A 19841-nucleotide genomic window follows, 5' to 3' on the forward strand; every position below is an offset into this window, starting at 1 on the left:
GCGGCCGTGTCGTGCGTGGGTGCGGTCAGCCGGCCGCGATCGGGGCGAACCGGTCGCCGCCGGTGATCCACTCGCCGCGGCGCATCACGGCGACCAGGTCGTAGGTCGCGGAGTCGACGACGGCGAGGTCGGCGAGCTTGCCGGGCTCCAGGCTGCCGACCTGGTCGGCGAGGCCGAGCAGCCGGGCCGGGACGGTGGAGAGCGACTCGACGGCCTGGTCGAGGCCGAGGCCGTTGACCGTCACCGAGCGCTTGAACGCCACGTCCAGGGTCAGCGTCGAGCCGGCGATCGCGCCGCCCTCGACCAGCCGGGCGACGCCGTTCTTGACCTCGACCTGGAGCGGGCCGAGCGGGTAGAGGCCGTCGCCCATGCCGGCCGCGCCCATGGCGTCGGTGATCAGGGCGACCCGGGCGGCGCCGGCGGTGCCGTAGGCGAGGTCGAGCACGGACGGGTGCAGGTGGACGCCGTCGTTGATCAGCTCGACGGTGACCCGCTCGTCCTCCAGCAGCGCCACGATCGGGCCGGGCGCGCGGTGGGCGATGCCGGGCATGGCGTTGAAGAGGTGGGTGGCGACGGTGGCGCCGGCCTCGATGGCCTCCAGCGTCTTGGCGTAGTCCGAGTCGGTGTGGCCGACGGCGGCGATCACGCCGAGGTCGGCGAGCATCCGCACGGAGTCGAGGCCGCCGGGGAGCTCGGGCGCCAGGGTGACCATCTTGGCGTGGCCGCGGGCGGCGTCGACCAGCTTGCGCACCAGCGCCGGGTCGGGGTCGCGCAGCAGGTCGGGACGGTGGGCGCCGCAGCGGTTGTGCGAGATGAACGGGCCCTCGAAGTGGATGCCGGCGAGGACGCCGTCCTCGACGAGCTCGGAGAGCACGGCCGCCTGGCGGGTCAGGTCGTCGATCTCGCCGGTGACGGTGGAGGCGACCGTGGTGGTGGTGCCGTGCTCCAGGTGGGTGCGGGCGACCTTGAGGGCCTCCTCGGCGATGCCGGAGGCGTAGGACGCGCCGCCGCCGCCGTGCACGTGCAGGTCCACGAAGCCGGGGACGACGGTGTACCCGGTGAGGTCGAGGTCGCCGGGCGTGGCGGAGCCGCCGAGACCGGCGATCCGGTCGCCCTCGACGGCGAGGCGGTCGCCCTCGACGACGCCTCCGGGCAGGACCAGCCGGGCGCCGGCCAGTGCGAGTCGGTCCGCGGTCACGCGGTCACCTCCATGGAGAGCAGATCCCAGGCGAGCAGGCCCGCGCCCAGTGACGCGGCGGTGTCTTTGAGCATGGCCGGTACGACCTCGGGGGGCATCTGGAAGGTCAGCCGCTCGGTGACCGCCGCCCGCAGCGGGGTGAAGAGGGTGTCCCCGGCCTCGGCCAGACCGCCGCCGACGATGACCCGGGACGGGTCGAGCAGGCTCTGGGCGAGCACGATGCCGTCGGCCAGGGCCTCCACCGCGGCCTGCCAGACCGCGACCGCGCGCGGGTCCCCGGCGTCCACCGCGACGGCGCAGGATGCCGCGTCGGCGTCGGGGTCGCCCACGGCCTCGGCCCAGGCACGGGAGACGGCGGAGGCGGAGGCGAGGGTCTCCAGGCAGCCGCGGGCGCCGCAGCCGCACTGCGGGCCGCCGGGGCGGACCACCACGTGGCCGATCTCGCCGCCGTAGCCGTGGGCTCCGGCCTCGATCCGGCCGTCGATGCCGATGGCGCCGGCGATGCCGGTGCCGAGCGCGATGAACAGGAAGCGCCCGACGCCCCGGCCACCGCCGAGCCGGCCCTCGGCGAGGCCGCCGGAGCGCACGTCATGGCCCAGGGCGACCGGCATCGCGCCGCCGTCCGGGCCGGCCAGGCGCTCACCCAGCAGCTTGCGCAGCGGCAGGTCGCGCCAGCCGAGGTTGGCGGAGAAGACCGCGATGCCGTGCTTCTCGTCGATCGTCCCCGGGACGGCGACACCCGCCGCGAGGGGCGCGACGCCGAAACGGCCGCGGCCTTCGTCCGCCAGATCGGCGGCGAAGTCGAGGATGGCGGTGACCACGGCGTCCGTGCCGTGCTCCCGCCCGGTCGGGCGTCGTGCTTCGAACAGCACGGAGCCGTCCTGGGCGAGCAACGCGGCCTTCATGCCGGTGCCCCCCACATCGAGTGCGATGACGTGCTTCACGGAGGACAGTTTCCCTTGACCAGGTCTAAGAGGTCTAGTCCAGTTGTCGGATTGGTCTGGTCCAAAGGGGTGAGCTTTGTCGCAGAAGCGTGTGGTGTGCGGCACTTTGCGCGAGCTCCTCGGCCGACCCCCGGGTGGGGGTGGGGGCGGGTTTGGCAGGTCGGACCGGGGATTGTCGTTGCGCGGTGCGCAACGACTCCCGCACTTCGATAACTACCCGGTGTCCGGGCGTCGGAGGTGTGGACCACCGCGCGCCCGGTTTGGCACCCTTGCCGCCTTCCCCCGGCCGGATCCCCTTCCCCCGATCCGGTCCGTTCCACTCCAGGATCCCCCTCGAAGGCGGTACCCGCGTTGGACAGGCGCGCCCAGGTCCCCCCGGTCCCCACCCGGTTGTTCGGCGTCGCGTTGGCCGGCGCCCTGGCCGGAGCACTGGTGCTCACCGGCTGCGGCGGCCAGGACGACGGCCCCGTCACCCTCAAACTGGTCGCGGCCGACTACGGCGAGAGCGCGGACACCAACTCCAAGCTGTACTGGGACGACCTCGCCCGCCGCTTCGAGGCCGCCAACCCGGGCATCAAGGTGGACGTCGAGGTGGCGAGCTGGACCGACATCGGCAAGCGGGTCGACGACCTGGTGAAGAGCGGCAAGTCGCCCGACCTGCTGCAGACCGGCGGCTTCGCCGACCAGGCCGCCGCCGACCGGCTGTACCCCGCCGCGGACGTGCTCTCGCTGGAGACCCAGGCCCGGATCATGGAGTCGTTCTCGCACGCGGGACAGGTGCTCGGCACCCAGTACGGCATCCCGTTCGTCTCCTCCTCCCGGGTGCTCTTCTACAACAAGGCGATCTTCCAGAAGGCCGGCATCACCCAGCCGCCGACCACCTGGAACGAACTCCGGCAGGCCGCCGAGAAGATCAAGGCCAAGGTCCCGGGCGTGGTCCCGTACGGGCTGCCGCTCGGGCCCGAGGAGGCGCCGGCCGAGTCGATGCTCTGGACGCTGAGCGGCGGCGGCAGCCTCTCCGACGACGTCGGCAACTACACCATCGACAGCCCCCAGAACCAGGCCACCTTCGGCTGGCTCAAGGCCAACCTGGTCACCACCGGTCTGACCTACCCCGAGCCCGGCAAGGTGAATCGCACCCCGGTGTTCAGCGACTTCGCCTCCGGCAAGGTGGCGATGCTCAACGGGCACCCGACGCTGCTGCGGATGGCCACCAACGGCAGGATCGACTTCGGGACGGCGCCGATCCCGAAGAAGGACGGTCTGGCGAAGGCCGGCAGCCTCGGGGTGGCCGACTGGATGATGGCCTTCAAGGCCAACGGGCACAAGAACGAGATCCGCCGGTTCCTCTCCTTCGTCTACACCAAGGAGAACCAGCTCACGTTCGACGAGACCTACAACCTGCTGCCGGTCACCCAGGACGCCTTCGACGCGATGACCAAGGACCCGAAGCACGAGGACCTCAAGCAGTTCGCCGCCGGCCTGGGCAACGCGAGCTTCTACCCGTTCGGCGACCCGGCCTGGGCGGAGGTCTCCAACCGGATCAAGGCCGGCATCGGGGCGGCGGCGACCGGTGACGCCAAGCCGGTGCTGGAGGACCTCCAGCAGGCGGCGCTCAAGGAGGCGGCCCGGATCCGCAAGTGAACCCGGGCCGGGAGGCGGGGCGGCAGGGTGGTGGTACGGGCCTCAGTAGGTGATCGTGTAGACCTTGCGCAGCGTCTCGTGCACGGTCCAGGTGGTGCGGTCGCCCGCCCGCAGCACCCCGCAGACGCCCGGGCCGAGTTCCAGCACCGGGCCGCCGTCGACCACGACGGTGGCCCGGCCGCTCAGCACCACGAATACCTCGTCCGCCTCGACGTCGGTGGCCGTGCCCGGGGTGATCTGCCAGATACCGGTCTCCCCGGTGGCGGATCCGGTGAGCACCAGAGCGGACACCTCGGGGGCGCCGGAGACAATAAGGGCCGGGTCGAGCGGGTCGGGGACGAGTTCCGCGCTCGGGACGTGCAGGGCGAAGGCGGCGGCCGGGGTGCTGGTCATGGGGGCGACGCTAGTCGCCGGGCCCGGGCGGCGCAGGACGCAGAGTGTGTCGGGTCCCCGGGGGAGAATGACACTCCGTAGTGATGGACGGAGGTGCGCCCGGATGGACGCGGACGACGAGGCGGCACGGGAACCGGCCGCTCCCGGCGCCCTGGACGAGCGGGACCGGGCCGTGCTGGAGCTGGAGGGCCGCTCATGGCGGACGGCCGGCGCCAAGGAGCGCGCCGTACGGGAGGAGCTGGGGCTCTCCAGCACCCGGTACTACCAGCTGCTGAACGGGCTGCTGGACCGGCCGGAGGCGTTGGCGCACGCCCCGGTCCTGGTCAACCGGCTGCGCCGGGTGCGGGACGCCCGCCGGGCGGCTCGGTAGGCACGGGCCCGGTGGACCGGCACGGCGGGCACGGCGGGCGGGGCGGTCACGGCGGGCGGGGCCGCCCCGGGCCGACGGGTGACCCCCGCCCGGGGTGGGTACGGTGCCAGGCATGGGCCTTGCCGACATGACGCGACCGCTGACGGATGCCGGGCGCGAGGGGCTGGCGGCGCTGCTCGCCGCGCCCCGCGACGCCGTGATCGCCCTCGACTTCGACGGCACGCTCGCCCCGATCGTGCCCGACCCGAGCCGGGCCCGGGCGCACCCGGGCGTGGCCCCCGCGCTGCGCGCGCTGGCGCCGCACGTCGGCACGGTCGCGGTGGTGACCGGCCGCCCGGCCGCCCTGGCGGTGGAGTACGGCGGGCTCGCCGGGCTCGGCGGGGTGGTGGTGCTCGGGCACTACGGCGCGGAGCGCTGGGAGGGCGGGCGGCTGACCGCGCCGCCGCCGCACCCCGGCGTGGCCGCGGTGCGCGAGCGGCTGCCGGAGGTGCTGGCGGAGCTCGGCGCGCCGGACGGCACCTGGGTGGAGGACAAGGGCCGCTCGGTGGCGGTGCACACCCGGCGCACCGCCGAGCCGAGCGCCGCGTTCGAACTACTGCGCGGCCCGATGGAGGCGCTGGCGGGCGGGCACGGGCTGGTGGTGGAACCGGGCCGGCTGGTGCTGGAGCTGCGGCCGCCGGGGGTGGACAAGGGCGCGGCGCTGACCGGGCTGCTGCGCGAGCGCGGTGCCCGCTCGGTGCTCTACGCGGGCGACGACCTCGGCGACGTCCCCGCCTTCGCGGCGGTGGAGGAACTGCGCGGGCAGGGCCTGGCCGGCGTGCTGGTGTGCAGCGGCGCGGTGGGCGAGTCGCCGGACGCCCCGGTGCGGGAGCTCGCCGACCGGGCGGACCTGGTGGTCCCGGGCCCGGCCGGCGTGGTGGAACTGCTCGGAGCGCTGGGGGAGGAACTCAGCGCAGAGCGTTGAGCTGGTCCAGGAACCACTGCTGCGGCGGCAGCGCCGTCGCCGCGGCGGCCAGCCGCTTGGTGCGGTCGGCGCGCTCCCCGGCGGGCATGGTGAGCCCGGCGTGCAGCGCCTCGGCGGTGGCCACGATGTCGTACGGGTTGACGCTCAGCGCGTCCTCGCCGAGTTCGGCGTGCGCGCCGGCCTCCCGGGAGAGCACCAGCGCGCAGCCCCGGTCGGAGACCACCGGGACCTCCTTGGCGACCAGGTTCATGCCGTCCCGGATCGGGTTGACCAGGGCCACGTCGGCCAGCCGGTAGGCGGCCAGCGAGCGCGGGAAGTCGTCGTCGACGTGCAGGATCAGCGGCTTCCAGTCGGGCGTGGCGAACTCCGCGTCGATCTCGGTGGCGAGCGCCCGCACCCGGTCGGTGTAGGCCCGGTACTCGGCGAGGTCGGTGCGGGACGGGTAGGCGAAGGCGATGTGCACCACCCGGCCCCGCCACTCGGGGCGGGTGCGCAGCAGGTGCCGGTAGGCCAGGAAGCCGCGGACGATGTTCTTGCTCAGCTCGGTGCGGTCGACCCGGACGACGGTGCGGCGCTCGCCGACGGCGGCGCGCAGGGCGGCGAGCCGCTCGTCGACGTCCGGGCGGTGGGCGCGCTCGCGCAGGAAGTCGGCGTCGGCGCCGAGGCCGTGCACGCCGAGGGCGGTGGTGCGGCCGGCGTGGGTGACGGTGAGCGCCTCGCGGTCGACCGTCGCGCCGAGGAAACGCTCGCAGCAGTCGGCGAAGGCGAGTGCCCAGCGGCGGGTGAGGAAGCCGGCCCGGTCGGCGCCGAGGATGCCGGTGAGGACGGCCTCGGCGATGTCGTCGGGCAGCAGCCGCAGGTACTCGGGCGGCGCCCAGGGGGTGTGCGAGAAGTGGCCGATCCGCAGGTCGGGGCGGGCGGCGCGGAGCAGCGCCGGGACGAGCGAGAGGTGGTAGTCCTGCACCAGGACGGCGGCGCCGGGGGCGGCCTCGGTGGCGAGCGCCTCGGCGAAGGCGGTGTTGTAGGCGGTGTAGGACTGCCACTCGGCGCGGAAGCCGGCGTCGAAGGCGGGGGCGGTCGGGGTGTCCCAGAGCAGGTGGTGGACGAACCACAGGGTCGAGTTGGCGATGCCGTTGTAGGCCTGGGCGAAGGTCCGCGGGTCTATGTCGAGCATCCGGACGGCCTGCCCGCCGACGTCGTGGCCGGCCCGGTCGAGGCGGCCGTCCGGGGCCTCCCGGGCTGCCCGGCGGTCGGCGTCGGAGAGGGCGGCGCAGACCCAGACGGCGTCCGGGTCGTCGATCGCGGAGAGCCCGGAGACCAGGCCTCCGCCGCCTCTGCGGAGCGTCAGCGTGCCGTCGTCCGCGGTGCCGAAGGACACCGGCCCCCGGTTGGACGCCACCAGGACGGGGGCTGCGCCGGTCGGATTCGAACGCTCGGTCGTGTCAGGGCCCATGGTTGGTTGGTTGCCGGGGGTCCGGGGTGGCAAACCCCTCAGCGCCGGGTGGCGTACTCGGGGACGGTGTGCATCGGCGGGCGTTCGGTGGCGGTGACCGGGTGGGTGTGGGCGGTGAAGGCTCGGGTGCGCGGGTCGCGGGTGAACTGGGTGAGCCGGGGGTGGAGCAGGTCGGCGGAGGCCTTGAGTCGGTGGGTGCGGTCGAGCCGTTCCAGCGCGGTGCGGTAGATGGTGGCGGCCATCCGGCCGAGCGCCTGGCCGTCCTGGTGCCGGTGGTGGCGCACGCCGACGTCCACCTGGGCGAGCGCGTCCAGGCCGGCCGTCTCCAGCGCGTCGACCAGCAGGCCGAGTTCGACTCCGTAGCCGGTGGGGAAGGGCAGCCGTTCGAGCAGCGAGCGCCGGGCCGCGTACTCGCCGCCGAGCGGCTGGACGAAACCGGCGAGTTCCGGCCAGTGCAGGTTGAGCAGCGGGCGGGCGACCAGCTCGGTGACCCGGCCGCCGCCGGCCGGTACGACCGCCCCGTCGGTCTCCAGCGGCCGGTCGTACATCGCCTTGACCAGCTGGATGTCCGGTTCGGTGAGCAGCGGGCCGATGATGCCGGAGACCAGGGCGGGGTCGAATTCGCGCAGGTCGGCGTCCACGAAGCAGACGATCTCGCCGCGGGTGACCAGCAGCGAGCGCCAGAGCACCTCGCCCTTGCCGGGGGCGGCGGGTATCCGGGGCAGGATCGCGTCGCGGTGGACGACGGTGGCACCGGCCTCGGCGGCGACCGCGGCGGTGGCGTCGGCGGAGCCGGAGTCGACCACCACCAGCTCGTCGACCAGCGGCAGCCGCTCCATCAGCTCGCGGCGGATGACCCGGACGATCTCGCCGACGGTGGCCTCCTCGTCCAGCGCGGGCAGCACCACGCTGACGGTGCCGGCCGGGCCGAGCGCGCGCTTGGCCGCCGGCAGCGTGTGCACCGGGCGGTCGGCCGCGCTCCACGAGCGCCGGCGCAGCCAGGACGCCGTCTCGGGGAGGAGCTCGGGGGTCGGTTCGGCGGGCACGGTGCGCTCCTCGGCGGGGTCGGGTGCGGGGGTCGGGTACGGGGCCTGGTGGGACGGGGCATCTCGCGTGGCGGACGGTGCCGTTCGGGGTTGACGCCTTCGGATACAGTCTTCGTACAGCGGTCGGACCTTCGCACGCCGGGGTCACCGCTGAGCAGGACCACAACTTCACAGAGCTCATCCAGAGGGACTGAGGGAACGGCCCGTTGACGTCCCGGCAACCTTCTCGCACGGTCGGCTTCGAGCCCCGGCGGGACAGGTGCCAATTCCGGCCCGGGCGCGACCGCGTCACGGGGAAGATGAGGAGAGAGGCCTCGCCACCATGGCTATCGACACCGCCGTACCCGTCACCGTTGACCTCGGCCCCGCCGCCCAGCTGTCCTGTCGGGAGTGCGGCACCAAGTTCCCGCTCGGTCCCAGCTTCGCGTGCCTGGAGTGCTTCGGCCCGCTGGAGATCGCCTACGACTTCGGCAGCGAGGGCGCCGAGGAGCTGCGCAAGCGGATCGAGGCCGGTCCCGCGTCGATCTGGCGCTACGCGCCGCTGCTGCCGGTGCCCGCGGACGTCGCGGGCAAGCCGAACCTGAACCCGGGCTGGACCCCGCTGGTGAAGGCCGACAACCTGGGCCGCGAGCTCGGCTTCACCGCCCAGCTGCACGTCAAGGACGACTCCGGCAACCCGACCCACTCCTTCAAGGACCGCGTGGTGGCCTGCGCGATCGAGGCGGCCCGCGCGTTCGGCTACACCACGCTCTCCTGCTCCTCGACCGGCAACCTGGCCGGCGCGGTGGGCGCGGCGGCGGCCCGGGCGGGCTTCCGGTCCTGCGTGTTCATCCCGCACGACCTGGAGCAGGGCAAGGTCGTGATGGCCGGGGTGTACGGCGGCGAGCTGGTCGGCATCGAGGGCAACTACGACGACGTGAACCGGTTCTGCTCGGAGCTGATCGGCGACCCGGCCGGCGAGGGCTGGGGCTTCGTCAACGTTAACCTGCGGCCGTACTACGGCGAGGGCTCCAAGACGCTCGCCTACGAGATCTGCGAGCAGCTCGGCTGGCGGCTGCCGGAGCAGATCGTGATCCCGATCGCCTCGGGCTCGCAGCTCACCAAGATCGACAAGGGTCTGCAGGAGCTGATCAAGCTCGGCCTGGTCGAGGACCGGCCGTACCGGATCTTCGGCGCCCAGGCGGCGGGCTGCTCGCCGGTCTCGGCCGCGTTCAAGGCCGGCCACGACGTGATCCGGCCGGTCAAGCCGGACACCATCGCCAAGTCGCTGGCGATCGGCAACCCGGCCGACGGCCCGTACGTGCTGGACATCGCCCGGCGCACCGGCGGCGCGGTGGAGGACGTGACGGACGAGGAGGTCGTGGCCGCGATCCGGCTGCTGGCCCGCACCGAGGGCATCTTCGCGGAGACCGCGGGCGGCGTGACCATCGGCGTGCTCAAGAAGCTGGTCGAGACCGGGCAGCTGGACCCGTCGAAGGAGACCGTCGCGATCAACACCGGTGACGGCCTGAAGACCCTCGACGCCGTCTCCGAGGCCGGGATGACCGCCGTGATCCGGCCGAACCTGGAGTCCTTCCGGGACGCCGGCCTGGCGACCGCCTGACCCTCGCGCCACCCACGTCCCACCCGTCCCGCCCCCAGCCCCGCCCGCGCGCCCGCAACGAGGAGACCCCCATGAGCGCCAACGTCCGCATCCCGACCATCCTGCGCACCTACACCGGCGGCGCCAGCGAGGTGCCCGCCGAGGGCGGCACGCTGGGCGAGGTCATCGCCGACCTGGAGAAGAACCACGCCGGGATCGCCGCGCGCATCCTGGACGACACCGGCAAGCTGCGCCGCTTCGTCAACGTCTACGTGAACGACGACGACGTGCGCTTCGCCGAGGGCCTGGCGACGGAGATCAAGGACGGCGCGAACATCTCGATCATCCCGGCGGTCGCCGGCGGCTGATCCCGCGCGCGCCCGTTCCCTCCGGGGCGGGCGCACCGTCTCCGGCTGTCCGCGGCACGGAATTCCGTGCCGCGGACAGCCGCGCGTATTTTGGCGGGAATATTTTCGGTGCCGGTCGGAGTAAAGTGTCGCTCGACCGGGAACAGAGGCCGCCCTTCCGCTCATCCGGGAACGAATCCACCGCATCGCCACCACCGCCGGTGTCCGCCCAGTGGGGCCGGTGCCGGGGTCCGGGGCCCGGGAAACATGTCAGGCCGGTGTCAGAATTCTGACCGGGATTTCTGGTAATACGTCCGCTATGTCCGGCGGGAAATGCGGCTTTCCTGGTGTTTATGTCCGTCCTGTCCCCCATGATGCCGGGTGAATTCCCCGACATTGGGCCTGTTGCAGAGGGCGTCGATCCGGATACATTCAGCCGCGGTCGACGCAATCGCCCGTTCGCCGGATGCCGTTCGGCGACATCGGGAGGATCGCGGCGTGCACGGCCGCGCCCAGGGGGGGTTCCCCGGGCCGGCAGCCAACCAGACCCGCGCCCGCAGACCTGCGGGGGCGTGAAGGGCCAGCACAGCACTAGGGGAGTTCGGAATGGCTCAGGGCACCGTCAAGTGGTTCAACGCGGAGAAGGGCTACGGCTTCATCGCGGTCGACGGTGGTGCGGACGTCTTCGTCCACTACAGCGCGATCCAGATGGACGGCTACCGCACCCTTGAGGAGGGCCAGCGGGTCGAGTTCGAGATCTCTCAGGGGCAGAAGGGCCCGCAGGCGGACATGGTCCGCGCGGCGGTCTGACCTTTCCGACACCCAGGAGTTCGGCTCGGCCCATCGGCTGGTGCACCTCTTGCTTCACGGCGGGCCCGTGCGACGCATGTCGCACGGGCCCGCCGTCATGTCCGCGCGGCTCGCGGATCGTCGATTGGGCTTGCACTCGCCCACCCAGAGTGCTAATCATTGGCGTTAGCACTCAGAGCTTGAGAGTGATAAGCGGACCGGGTCGGTGAGGCCCCCGGGAGCGGTAGGGGAATGGACCCCCGCACACCAGGGCCGTCCGTCGCGGGCACCCCTTGGTCCGAGCAGTCGACCGTGTCCCGGAGGACCACTTCAGATGGCCAAGATCATCGCCTTTGATGAGGAAGCTCGCCGCGGCCTTGAGCGTGGCATGAACCAGCTCGCCGACGCCGTGAAGGTCACGCTCGGCCCCAAGGGTCGCAACGTCGTTCTGGAGAAGAAGTGGGGCGCCCCCACCATCACCAACGACGGTGTCTCCATCGCCAAGGAGATCGAGCTCGAGGACCCGTACGAGAAGATCGGTGCGGAGCTCGTCAAGGAGGTCGCCAAGAAGACCGACGACGTCGCGGGTGACGGCACCACCACCGCCACCGTGCTGGCCCAGGCGCTCGTCCGCGAGGGTCTGCGCAACGTCGCCGCCGGCGCCAACCCGATGGCCCTGAAGCGCGGCATCGAGAAGGCCGTCGCGGCCGTCTCCGACCAGCTGCTGGCCCAGGCCAAGGACGTGGAGACCAAGGAGCAGATCGCCTCCACCGCCTCCATCTCCGCCGCCGACACCCAGATCGGCGAGCTGATCGCCGAGGCCATGGACAAGGTCGGCAAGGAAGGCGTTATCACCGTCGAGGAGAGCAACACCTTCGGTCTGGAGCTGGAGCTCACCGAGGGCATGCGCTTCGACAAGGGCTACATCTCGGCGTACTTCGCCACCGACCTGGAGCGTATGGAGACCTCGTTCGAGGACCCGTACATCCTGATCGCCAACTCCAAGATCGGCTCGGTCAAGGACCTGCTGCCGCTGCTGGAGAAGGTCATGCAGAGCGGCAAGCCGCTCGTCATCATCGCCGAGGACGTCGAGGGCGAGGCCCTGTCGACCCTGGTCGTGAACAAGATCCGCGGCACCTTCAAGTCCGTCGCCGTCAAGGCCCCGGGCTTCGGCGACCGCCGCAAGGCCATGCTCCAGGACATCGCCATCCTCACCGGCGGCACCGTGATCTCCGAGGAGGTCGGCCTGAAGCTGGAGAACGCGGGCGTCGACCTGCTGGGCACCGCCCGCAAGGTGGTCATCACCAAGGACGAGACCACCATCGTCGACGGTGGCGGCGACAGCGAGCAGGTCGCGGGCCGGGTGAACCAGATCCGCGCCGAGATCGAGAACAGCGACTCGGACTACGACCGCGAGAAGCTCCAGGAGCGCCTCGCCAAGCTGGCCGGCGGCGTGGCCGTCATCAAGGCCGGCGCGGCCACCGAGGTGGAGCTCAAGGAGCGCAAGCACCGCATCGAGGACGCCGTCCGCAACGCCAAGGCCGCCGTCGAGGAGGGCATCGTCGCCGGTGGTGGCGTCGCCCTGCTGCAGGCCGGTGTCGCCTTCGACAAGCTGGAGCTGGACGGCGACGAGGCCACCGGTGCCAACATCGTCAAGGTCGCGCTGGAGGCCCCGATCAAGCAGATCGCGACCAACGCCGGCCTGGAGGGTGGCGTCGTGGTGGAGAAGGTGCGCAACCTCCCCGCCGGTCACGGCCTGAACGCCGCCACCAACGAGTACGTCGACCTGGTCGCCGAGGGCATCATCGACCCGGCCAAGGTCACCCGCTCCGCGCTGCAGAACGCCGCCTCCATCGCGGCGCTCTTCCTCACCACCGAGGCCGTCATCGCCGACAAGCCGGAGAAGGCCGCCGCGGCCGCCGGCGGCGGCATGCCGGGCGGTGACATGGACTTCTGATCCGCACGGATCGGACGGTTCCTCGCTCGCACGGGCGGTTCCCCTCGGGGAGCCGCCCGTGCGGCGTTCCCGGACCTTCCTGGGAGACTGGACGGATGGCTACGACAGACGACATCGAGACGGCGCTGCACACCGCGCGGGCGCTGATCCTGGCCGACCTGACCGCGCGGGACGCCGCCGACGCCGCCGTGGTGTCGCTGGTGGAGAAGGCCGTGGCGCACCGCCGGTGGTGGCTGGAGCAGTGGCCGGACGGCACGGAGTTCGTGCTGGGCCTGGTCGCCCAGGACGTCCAGGACGCGCTGCTGGAGACCCACGGCCGCTGGCCGCTCTGCGCGGACTGCGCGGCGGACGGGGACCCGCACGCGCTGGGCGTGGAGCCGGAGCTGGGGCCGGACCCGCACTGGGTGTGCGGCAAGCGCGGTGCCGTGGTGGCGGCGGTGGGGGAGCTGGCGTAGCCCCGTCCGTCACCTCGCCGCCGTCGCGCCTCCGGGCGCGGCGGCGGCTTTTTCGTGCCGGGTGGAACCGATGGACGGCATATGTAGTCTACCGACTTATACAGTCCATCTGAATCTTTGCGGCCGAGAGCTCCACGGCCGAGAGGGGGAGCCCCATGTCCCAGCCAGATCCGACCCGGCCCGTCCTGGAACTGCGCGCGGTCACCCGGGTGCACGGCGCGGGCGCGGCCGAGGTGCGGGCGCTGCGCGGCGTCGACCTGGCCGTCCGCCCGGGCGAGTTCGTCGCCGTGATGGGGCCGTCCGGCTCCGGAAAGTCCACCCTGCTCGCCCTGGCCGGCGGCCTGGACCGGCCCAGCCGCGGACAGGTGCTGGTCGAGGGCGTCGAGCTCGGCGCGCTGAGCCGGAGCGGCCTGGCCGCCGTCCGGCGCCGCTCGGTCGGCTACGTCTTCCAGGACTACAACCTCGTCCCGGCGCTGACCGCCGCCGAGAACATCGCACTGCCCCGGGAGCTGGACGGTGTCCCCGGACGGGCCGCCCGCGGCGAGGCCCGGGCCGCACTGGGCGAGCTGGGCATCGCCGAGCTGGCCGACCGCTTCCCCGAGCAGCTGTCCGGCGGGCAGCAGCAGCGCGTCGCCATCGCCCGCGCCCTGGTCGGCGACCGCCGGCTGGTGCTGGCCGACGAGCCCACCGGCGCCCTCGACTCCGCCACCGGCGAGGCGGTGCTGGGCGTGCTGCGGGCGCGCTGCGACGCGGGCGCCGCCGCCATGATGGTCACCCACGACGCCCGGCACGCCGTCTGGGCCGACCGGGTGGTCGTCCTGCGCGACGGCCTGGTGGTCGAGGAGACCGGTGGACGGCAGGCCGCGCGGCTGCTGCCCGCCGGCGGGAACGGCGGCCGGTGATGAAGCTCTCCGCCCTGCGCGTCGCCCTGCGGATCGCCCGCCGCGACGCCCTGCGCGCCAAGGGCCGCAGCGTCCTGGTGGCCGCCATGGTCGCGCTTCCGGTCCTCGGCGTCGCCGGTGCCGACGTCGTCCACCGCAGTGGACAGCTCACCCCCGGCGAGCGGGTCGAACGGCTGATGGGCGGGGCGGACGCCCTGATCACCGCCCACCGGCCGGGCCGCTCGGTCGACCAGGGGCCGTTCGCCGAGGACGGCGTGCAGGTGCTGCAGGAGGACCGGACCGATCCGGCCTCGGTGGCGGCCGCCGCCGCGGCGGGTTCCCCCACCGGCCTGGTCGCCGGGCTGCTGCCCGCGGGCGCGCTGCTGCTGCCGGCCACTCCCGGGCCGGCGGTCAGCACCTCCACCCGGGAGGGCCTGTTCACCACCTCGACCTCCGAGGCGGACCTGACCGACCGGATCTGGCAGGGCCGGCTGGACCTGGTCGAGGGGAGGGCGCCGAGCGCGCCGCACGAGGCGGCCGTCACCCGCGCCTTCCTCGCCGAGGCCGGACTGCGGATCGGTGACTCCACCACGGTCAAGGGCCTCGACACGGCGCCGTTCAAGCTGACCGGCGTGGTCGAGTACCCGGGGGACCTCGACAAGGTCGAGCTGGTGGCCCGGCCCGGTGCGCTGACCGCCCCGCTGGCCGCCGCGGCCCCGCCCGCCGCGGGCGCCTCCTCCGGGCTGACCGCGGCCGGGGCGGAGGAGGCCCGCCCCGAGCGCTGGCTGGTGCGGATGCCCGGCGGCGCCGCCCTGGACTGGCCCGCCGTCCGGAAGCTCAACCGGTACGGCTTCACGGTGACCTCGCGCGCCGTGGCGCTCGACCCGCCGCCCGCATCCGCCGTCACCTACGACCCCGATCTGTTCAGGCTCCCGGACGCGGACAAGCGGGTCGTGGTGCTGGCCACGGTGGCCGGGATGGCGCTGCTGGAGGTCGCCCTGCTGGCCGGCCCGGCCTTCGCGGTGGGCGCCCGGCGCGCGCGCCGGCAGCTCGCCCTGATCGGCGCCGCGGGCGGCGGCCGCGGCCACGTCCGCGCGGTCGTGCTCGGCTCCGGGCTGGTGCTCGGGACGGTCGGGGCGGCCGCCGGCCTGGTCGCGGGCGTCGGCCTGGTCGCCGTGCTGCGGACCTGGGCCGAGGAGGCCGGCGGCAGCCGCTTCGGACACTTCGCGATCGCGCCGCTCGACCTGCTGGCCATCGCCGCCGTGGGGGTGATCACCGCGCTGCTGGCCGCCGTGGTGCCCGCGGTCCAGGCCGCGCGCCGCGACGTGGTGGCCGGGCTCACCGGCCGGGACAGCGTCGGCGCGCCGAGCCGCAGGCTCCCGCTGCTGGGCCTGGTCCTGGTCGTCGCGGGCGCGGGCCTGGCGCTCTACGGCGCCGGCGGCCAGGACGCCACCGGCCTGCCGGTGTTCCACGGGCTCACCAGGAAGGCGCTCACCGTGCTCGCCGGGGCGGTCACCGCGGAGATCGGCTTCCTGCTCTTCACCCCGCTGCTGATCGCGCTGTCCGGCCGGCTCGCCGCCCGGCTGCCGCTCGGCCCCCGGCTGGCCCTGCGCGACTCGGCCCGCCACCGCGGCCGCACCGCGCCCGCCGTGGCCGCGGTGATGGCCGCCGTCGCCGGAGCCGTCGCCGTCGGCGTCTACACCGCCGGCACCGAGGCCCAGGACCGGGCCGCCTACCGGCCGACCGCCCCGATGGGGGCGGTCGTGGTCGAGGCCCCGATGAAGCCGGACGACCCGCAGCTGCCGCGGCTGCGCGCCGCCGTCGAGCGGGACCTGCCGGACGCGGGCGCGCGCGCCGACGTCCACGGCATGCTGTACGTCTTCTGCGAGGGCTGCTCCAGCGCGGTGCGGGCCAAGGGCACCGGCGGCCCGTTCGACGACGCCGGCCCCGGGAGCCGCGCGCTGGTCGGCGACGCGACGGTGCTGCACAACCTGTTCGGGGTGAACGACCGGGCCGTCGAGGAGGCCCTGGCCGCCGGCCGGGCGATCGTCTTCGACCGCGACCGGCTGCACGACGGCCGGGCGGTGCTCACCATGATGGGCGCGGCCGGCGGTGGCCCGGTGCAGCCCGGGCAGACGCCGCAGCCGGGCACCAAGGAGATCGCGGTCGACGCGCTCCTGGTCGACAACCCGGACGCCGCCCGGTACGGGGGGCTGCTGATGAGCCCGGAGGCGGTGCGCAGGACCGGCCTGTCCACCGAGTCGATCGGCTCGGTGTGGCGGCCCGCGCACCCGCCCACCGCCAGGGTGCAGCAGCGCGTGGAGGCCGATCTGGCCCAGGTCGTCCCGCGGGCGACGCTGCACGTGGAGCGCGGCTTCCAGCCGAAGGACGACGTGATCGGCCTCGCGCTCGCCGGGTTCGCCGTGGTGGTGGTGCTGGGCGCCGCGGCCGTGGCCACCGGTCTCGCCGCCGCCGACTCCCTGGGCGACCGGGCCACGCTCGCCGCGGTCGGCGCGCCGCCGCGGATCCACCGGGTGCAGGCCGGCCTGCAGAGCACGTTGATCACGGGGCTCGGGGCGGCGATCGGCACGGTCAGCGGGTTCGTGCCCGCGGCGGCGCTGCTGCGCTCGCACGCGAGCGGGCGGATCGGTGAGCCGGCGGCCCCGTTCACCGCGCCGTGGGGGCTGCTGGTGATGATCACGGTGGTGCTGCCGGTGGTGGCGGGGCTGGGCGCGGCCGCGTTCACCCGCTCGCGGCTGCCGCTGGCGCGCCGGGCGGGATGACGTCTGGCGGGGTGACGCCGGGCGGCTGCGGGGCCGTCGGCCGGGTGGGTGCGCTCAGCCGGCGGCCTCCAACCGGGCGAGTTCGGCGGCGAGGTTGGCCCGGGCGGGGGCGTCGAAGCGGGCGTGCGCGGTGGGCGTGCGGTACAGCGCGGGGAGCGCGAGCAACTGCCGGAGCACGGCCGCGCGCCCGGCGCGGAAGTCCGGCTCGGGGACGAAGGCGTACTCCTCCCGGACGGCCGCCGCGTACGCCGCGTAGGCCCGCGGCGGGCCGCCGAGCACGGCGAGGTCGGCGTCGCACAGCACCTCGCCGTCACGGTCGCCCGGCCCGGGGTGGTGGGTGACGGTGAGCCGGACCAGCCGGGCGACCTCCGCGACGCGGGCCGCCGGGAGTCCGGCCCCGTCGAGCGCCCGGACGGCCAGGGCGGCGCTGCGCTCCTCGTTCTCCGAGCGGTCCGGACGGTAGACGGCGTCGTGGAACCAGGCGGCCAGCCGGACGGCGTCCGGGTCGCCGGCGTGTCCGGCGAGCGCGTCGACGTGGCCCAGCACCGCCCGCAGGTGGTCGGTGGTGTGGTACCGGCGCTGCGGCTCGGACCAGCGGCGCAGCAGCTCCCGGCCGGCCGGTCCGGGGTCGCTGTCGGCGCCGCAGCGGTGGAGCAGGGCGGTCCAGGCGGCGAGCAGGTCCGCGGGGGCTTCGGTGTCGGGCATGGCGCCATTCTGCTGGGCCGGGCGGGGAACGAACAGGATTCCACTGGACGTGATATGTCGATGAAAGGTATATGTAGCTTCATGACTGAACGGGCGATGCAAGAGCCGACACTGCTCCTGCTGACCGCACTCGCCGACGCCCCCCGGCACGGCTACGCGCTCATCCAGGAGATCGACGCGATCTCGGGCGGCCGCGTCAAGATGCGCACCGGCACCCTGTACGGCGCGCTCGACCGGCTGCTCCAGCAGGGCCTGATCGAGGTTGCCGCCGAAGAGGTGGTGGACGGCCGGGCCAGGCGCACCTACGCCCTGACCGAGGACGGGCGGGGCGCGCTGACCGTCGAGGCGGAGCGGCTGCGTTCCGTCGCGCAGGAGGCCGAACGCCGGCTCGCCGCCGTTCGGCCCGCCGCCCGGCCGGCCCTCGGGAAGGCCGTCGGCGGCGCCGCGGGCCTCGGATTCACCGACTCCATGGGGGTGTTCGCATGACCACGACGCACGGCCTCCCGGGCGTGATGCCGGATCCGATGGCGTTCCGCGCCGCGCTGCGGCTCTACCCCGCCCGCTACCGGCGCGAGCGCGGTGACGAACTGTCCGCGGTCTTCGCCGACAGCACCGCCGGGTCCGGTCGGCTGGCCACCGCCCGCGAGGTGTTCGACCTGGGCGCGTACGGCCTGCGGATGCGCACCGGTCTGACCGCCTCCTCCGTCGTCGGGCAGCTGTTCGCGCTGGCCGCGCCGCTGGTCGCGGGGGCGGTCGCCGGGCTGTGCGCGGCCTACACGGCCGACCAGGTGGTGAACCCGGCCTGGGTCCCGGCGTGGGCGCTGCCGGAGCGGATCGGCCAGGTGCCGGCCTTCGTCTGGTTCCTCGGGCAGGCGCTGCTGCCGCTGCTGCTGCTCGCGGGCGTCCTGGCCGGCCGTCGGCGGGAGGCCCGGTACGCGGCCTTCGGCGTGGCCGGTGTCGGCGCGCTGGGCGTGCTGCTCGCGGCCGTGCAGGACGGCTTCTCGCTCTGGGGGTTCCTCCTGAGCTCCGGTGAGTCGACCCCGCTGCTGCTGGCCGGTCTGATGTTCGCCTTCGCTCCGCAGGAGCTGGTGGGTGGGCGGCCGGACGCGCGCGGGCGGATCGCCGTGCTGGCCGCCGCCGCCGGCGGCGGTCTGATCCTGGCCGCGGAGGGGTTCTACAGCTCCTTCGGCCTGCTGGACCGGGACGCCGCGGTGGCGCTGCTGGTGGTTCCGGCGGCCGCGCTGCTCTTCGCGGCGCGCGGCAGGCTGGCGCCGGCGGCGATCGGCCTCGCGGCGCTGCCGATGACCTTCGGCTTCAACGTCTTCCGCACCTGGCAGTCGGTCGGCGGCATGTGGCGGATGGCTCCGCTGACGGTCGCGGTGGTGGTCGGGCTGGTGGCGGCCGGCTGGATGCTGCGCCGGGCCGGCGCCGGGCAGCGGACGGGCGCGGGCACGGGAGGTGTCCGGAGCCTCGCCTGAGCGGGGACGACCGGGGCCTCGCCGCCTCACGGAGCGGCCGGACGACGGGGGTGTGGGCCCCGTCGTCCGGCCGCTGCGCGCTTAACGGGGGCGCGTGTTGTCCGGCCAAGTGGCCGCACGGGGCTCGCCGGGGGCGGACCGATGTGGCAGGCTGTCTCATATGTCTAGACCAATTTTCGAAGTCATCGCGCTGACCCCCCAGGACGCCCGGGCCGCCGAGTCGGGCGGCGCCGACCGGCTCGAACTGGTCACCGACATGGCCGCCGACGGACTCACCCCGTCGGTCGAGGACTTCGCCAGGATCCGCGCCGCCGTCGAACTGCCGCTGCGCGTCATGCTCCGCATCCGGGACGGCTTCGCGCCCGGCGACCTGGACGAGCTGCGCGCCCGCGCCGCCGCGCTCCGGGCCGAGGGTGCCGACGAGTTCGTCTTCGGCTTCCTCGACGCCGAGGGCGGGGTCGACCTGGCCGCCACCGAGGCCGTCGCCGAGGCGGTGGCCGGCTGCCGCTGGACCTTCCACCGGGCGATCGACCACAGTGCCGACCGGGCCGCCGTCCGCGCCGCCGTCGGCGCGCTTCCCGGGCTGGACACCTTCCTCACCTCCGGCGCGGCCGGCGGGGTGGACGCCGGCCGGGACGTCCTGCTGGCCGAGCTGGCCCGGGCCGGCGAGCCCGGCCACACCCAGCGGATCCTGATCGGCGGCGGCCTGCGGGCCGAGCACCTGCCGGAGCTCCGGGCCGCCGGGTTCGACGCGTTCCACGTCGGCGGCGCGGTCCGGGTGGACGGCTGGCAGTCGTCGGTGGACGCGGCCAAGGTCGCCGAGTGGCGCGGGATGATCGACGGCTGAAGGCC

General features: G+C 74.2%; 19 protein-coding genes and 1 riboswitch. Of the genes, 13 read left to right on the forward strand and 6 right to left on the reverse strand.

What is annotated here, in order from left to right; all coding sequences use genetic code 11:
* Positions 1 to 25: 25 nt before the first annotated feature.
* Positions 26 to 1198: an N-acetylglucosamine-6-phosphate deacetylase gene (gene nagA / locus ACFU9E_RS03725; protein WP_380683748.1), complete on the reverse strand. Its 1173-nt coding sequence runs from the start codon at positions 1196 to 1198 to the stop codon at positions 26 to 28.
* Entirely contained in the window at positions 1195 to 2142 is a 948-nt protein-coding gene (locus tag ACFU9E_RS03730) for an ROK family protein (protein ID WP_380683747.1), read from the reverse strand. The genes nagA and ACFU9E_RS03730 overlap by 4 nt, the downstream gene beginning before the upstream one ends.
* A 351-nt stretch (positions 2143 to 2493) precedes the next feature.
* Here ACFU9E_RS03730 and ACFU9E_RS03735 point away from each other — a divergent pair, with 351 nt between their 5' ends.
* A complete protein-coding gene (locus ACFU9E_RS03735; RefSeq protein ID WP_380683746.1) occupies positions 2494 to 3786 on the forward strand; it encodes an extracellular solute-binding protein in 1293 nt (430 codons plus the stop codon).
* 42 nt (positions 3787 to 3828) lie between these two features.
* Here the strand turns inward: ACFU9E_RS03735 and ACFU9E_RS03740 are convergent, their stop codons facing one another.
* On the reverse strand, positions 3829 to 4179 hold the full coding sequence (locus ACFU9E_RS03740; RefSeq protein ID WP_380683745.1) for a cupin domain-containing protein: 351 nt from the start codon (positions 4177 to 4179) through the stop codon (positions 3829 to 3831).
* A gap of 103 nt (positions 4180 to 4282) precedes the next feature.
* Between ACFU9E_RS03740 and ACFU9E_RS03745 the strand changes: the two genes are divergently transcribed.
* Entirely contained in the window at positions 4283 to 4549 is a 267-nt protein-coding gene (locus ACFU9E_RS03745) for a DUF3263 domain-containing protein (protein ID WP_380683744.1), read from the forward strand.
* A 112-nt stretch (positions 4550 to 4661) separates the two neighbouring features.
* Positions 4662 to 5513: a trehalose-phosphatase gene (gene otsB, locus ACFU9E_RS03750; protein WP_380683743.1), complete on the forward strand. Its 852-nt coding sequence runs from the start codon at positions 4662 to 4664 to the stop codon at positions 5511 to 5513.
* On the opposite strand, the gene ACFU9E_RS03755 is transcribed toward otsB, so the two are convergent.
* Positions 5497 to 6966, reverse strand: coding sequence for a trehalose-6-phosphate synthase (locus tag ACFU9E_RS03755; RefSeq protein WP_380683742.1), 1470 nt, complete (start codon positions 6964 to 6966; stop codon positions 5497 to 5499). The genes otsB and ACFU9E_RS03755 overlap by 17 nt on opposite strands.
* 38 nt (positions 6967 to 7004) lie before the next feature.
* Positions 7005 to 8012, reverse strand: coding sequence for a glucosyl-3-phosphoglycerate synthase (locus ACFU9E_RS03760; RefSeq protein WP_355357542.1), 1008 nt, complete (start codon positions 8010 to 8012; stop codon positions 7005 to 7007).
* Between the two features lie 174 nt (positions 8013 to 8186).
* Positions 8187 to 8318: riboswitch (SAM riboswitch) on the forward strand.
* A 16-nt stretch (positions 8319 to 8334) separates the two neighbouring features.
* Between ACFU9E_RS03760 and thrC the strand changes: the two genes are divergently transcribed.
* From thrC to ACFU9E_RS03795, 7 genes are all read left to right on the forward strand, one after another.
* Positions 8335 to 9615, forward strand: a complete 1281-nt coding sequence (gene thrC, locus ACFU9E_RS03765; protein WP_380683741.1) for a threonine synthase — start codon at positions 8335 to 8337, stop codon at positions 9613 to 9615.
* A gap of 71 nt (positions 9616 to 9686) precedes the next feature.
* Complete coding sequence (locus tag ACFU9E_RS03770) at positions 9687 to 9962, forward strand: MoaD/ThiS family protein (RefSeq protein ID WP_380683740.1); 276 nt, start codon at positions 9687 to 9689, stop codon at positions 9960 to 9962.
* A gap of 585 nt (positions 9963 to 10547) precedes the next feature.
* Positions 10548 to 10751 (forward strand): cold-shock protein, encoded by a 204-nt coding sequence (locus ACFU9E_RS03775; RefSeq protein ID WP_030289665.1) that lies wholly within the window; start codon positions 10548 to 10550, stop codon positions 10749 to 10751.
* Between the two features lie 313 nt (positions 10752 to 11064).
* Positions 11065 to 12687 carry a chaperonin GroEL gene (groL, locus tag ACFU9E_RS03780; protein WP_344334086.1) on the forward strand — a complete coding sequence of 541 codons (1623 nt, stop codon included), beginning with the start codon at positions 11065 to 11067 and terminating at the stop codon, positions 12685 to 12687.
* Positions 12688 to 12782: 95 nt separating this feature from the next.
* On the forward strand, positions 12783 to 13142 hold the full coding sequence (locus tag ACFU9E_RS03785; protein ID WP_380687794.1) for a hypothetical protein: 360 nt from the start codon (positions 12783 to 12785) through the stop codon (positions 13140 to 13142).
* A 155-nt stretch (positions 13143 to 13297) separates the two neighbouring features.
* A complete protein-coding gene (locus ACFU9E_RS03790) occupies positions 13298 to 14044 on the forward strand; it encodes an ABC transporter ATP-binding protein (RefSeq protein WP_380687796.1) in 747 nt (248 codons plus the stop codon).
* Complete coding sequence (locus ACFU9E_RS03795) at positions 14044 to 16806, forward strand: FtsX-like permease family protein (protein ID WP_380687798.1); 2763 nt, start codon at positions 14044 to 14046, stop codon at positions 16804 to 16806. Before ACFU9E_RS03790 ends, ACFU9E_RS03795 begins: the two co-directional genes overlap by 1 nt.
* A 54-nt stretch (positions 16807 to 16860) precedes the next feature.
* Here ACFU9E_RS03795 and ACFU9E_RS03800 read toward each other — a convergent pair whose 3' ends face one another.
* On the reverse strand, positions 16861 to 17511 hold the full coding sequence (locus ACFU9E_RS03800) for a hypothetical protein (protein ID WP_380687800.1): 651 nt from the start codon (positions 17509 to 17511) through the stop codon (positions 16861 to 16863).
* Positions 17512 to 17592: 81 nt separating this feature from the next.
* On the opposite strand from ACFU9E_RS03800, the gene ACFU9E_RS03805 reads away from it, so the two are divergent.
* The 3 genes from ACFU9E_RS03805 (at position 17593) to ACFU9E_RS03815 (ending at position 19836) form a co-directional block, all read left to right on the forward strand.
* The gene (locus ACFU9E_RS03805; protein ID WP_380687802.1) at positions 17593 to 17997 is read left to right on the forward strand and encodes a PadR family transcriptional regulator; all 405 of its coding nucleotides are present in this window, start codon (positions 17593 to 17595) and stop codon (positions 17995 to 17997) included.
* Entirely contained in the window at positions 17994 to 18989 is a 996-nt protein-coding gene (locus ACFU9E_RS03810) for a hypothetical protein (RefSeq protein ID WP_380687804.1), read from the forward strand. The genes ACFU9E_RS03805 and ACFU9E_RS03810 overlap by 4 nt, the downstream gene beginning before the upstream one ends.
* Before the next feature lie 160 nt (positions 18990 to 19149).
* Positions 19150 to 19836 carry a copper homeostasis protein CutC gene (locus ACFU9E_RS03815; RefSeq protein ID WP_380714749.1) on the forward strand — a complete coding sequence of 229 codons (687 nt, stop codon included), beginning with the start codon at positions 19150 to 19152 and terminating at the stop codon, positions 19834 to 19836.
* Positions 19837 to 19841 lie beyond the last annotated feature (5 nt).

Origin of the sequence: Kitasatospora sp. NPDC057595 (assembly GCF_042800875.1) — a bacterium.
Classification (GTDB): Bacteria; Actinomycetota; Actinomycetes; order Streptomycetales; family Streptomycetaceae; genus Kitasatospora.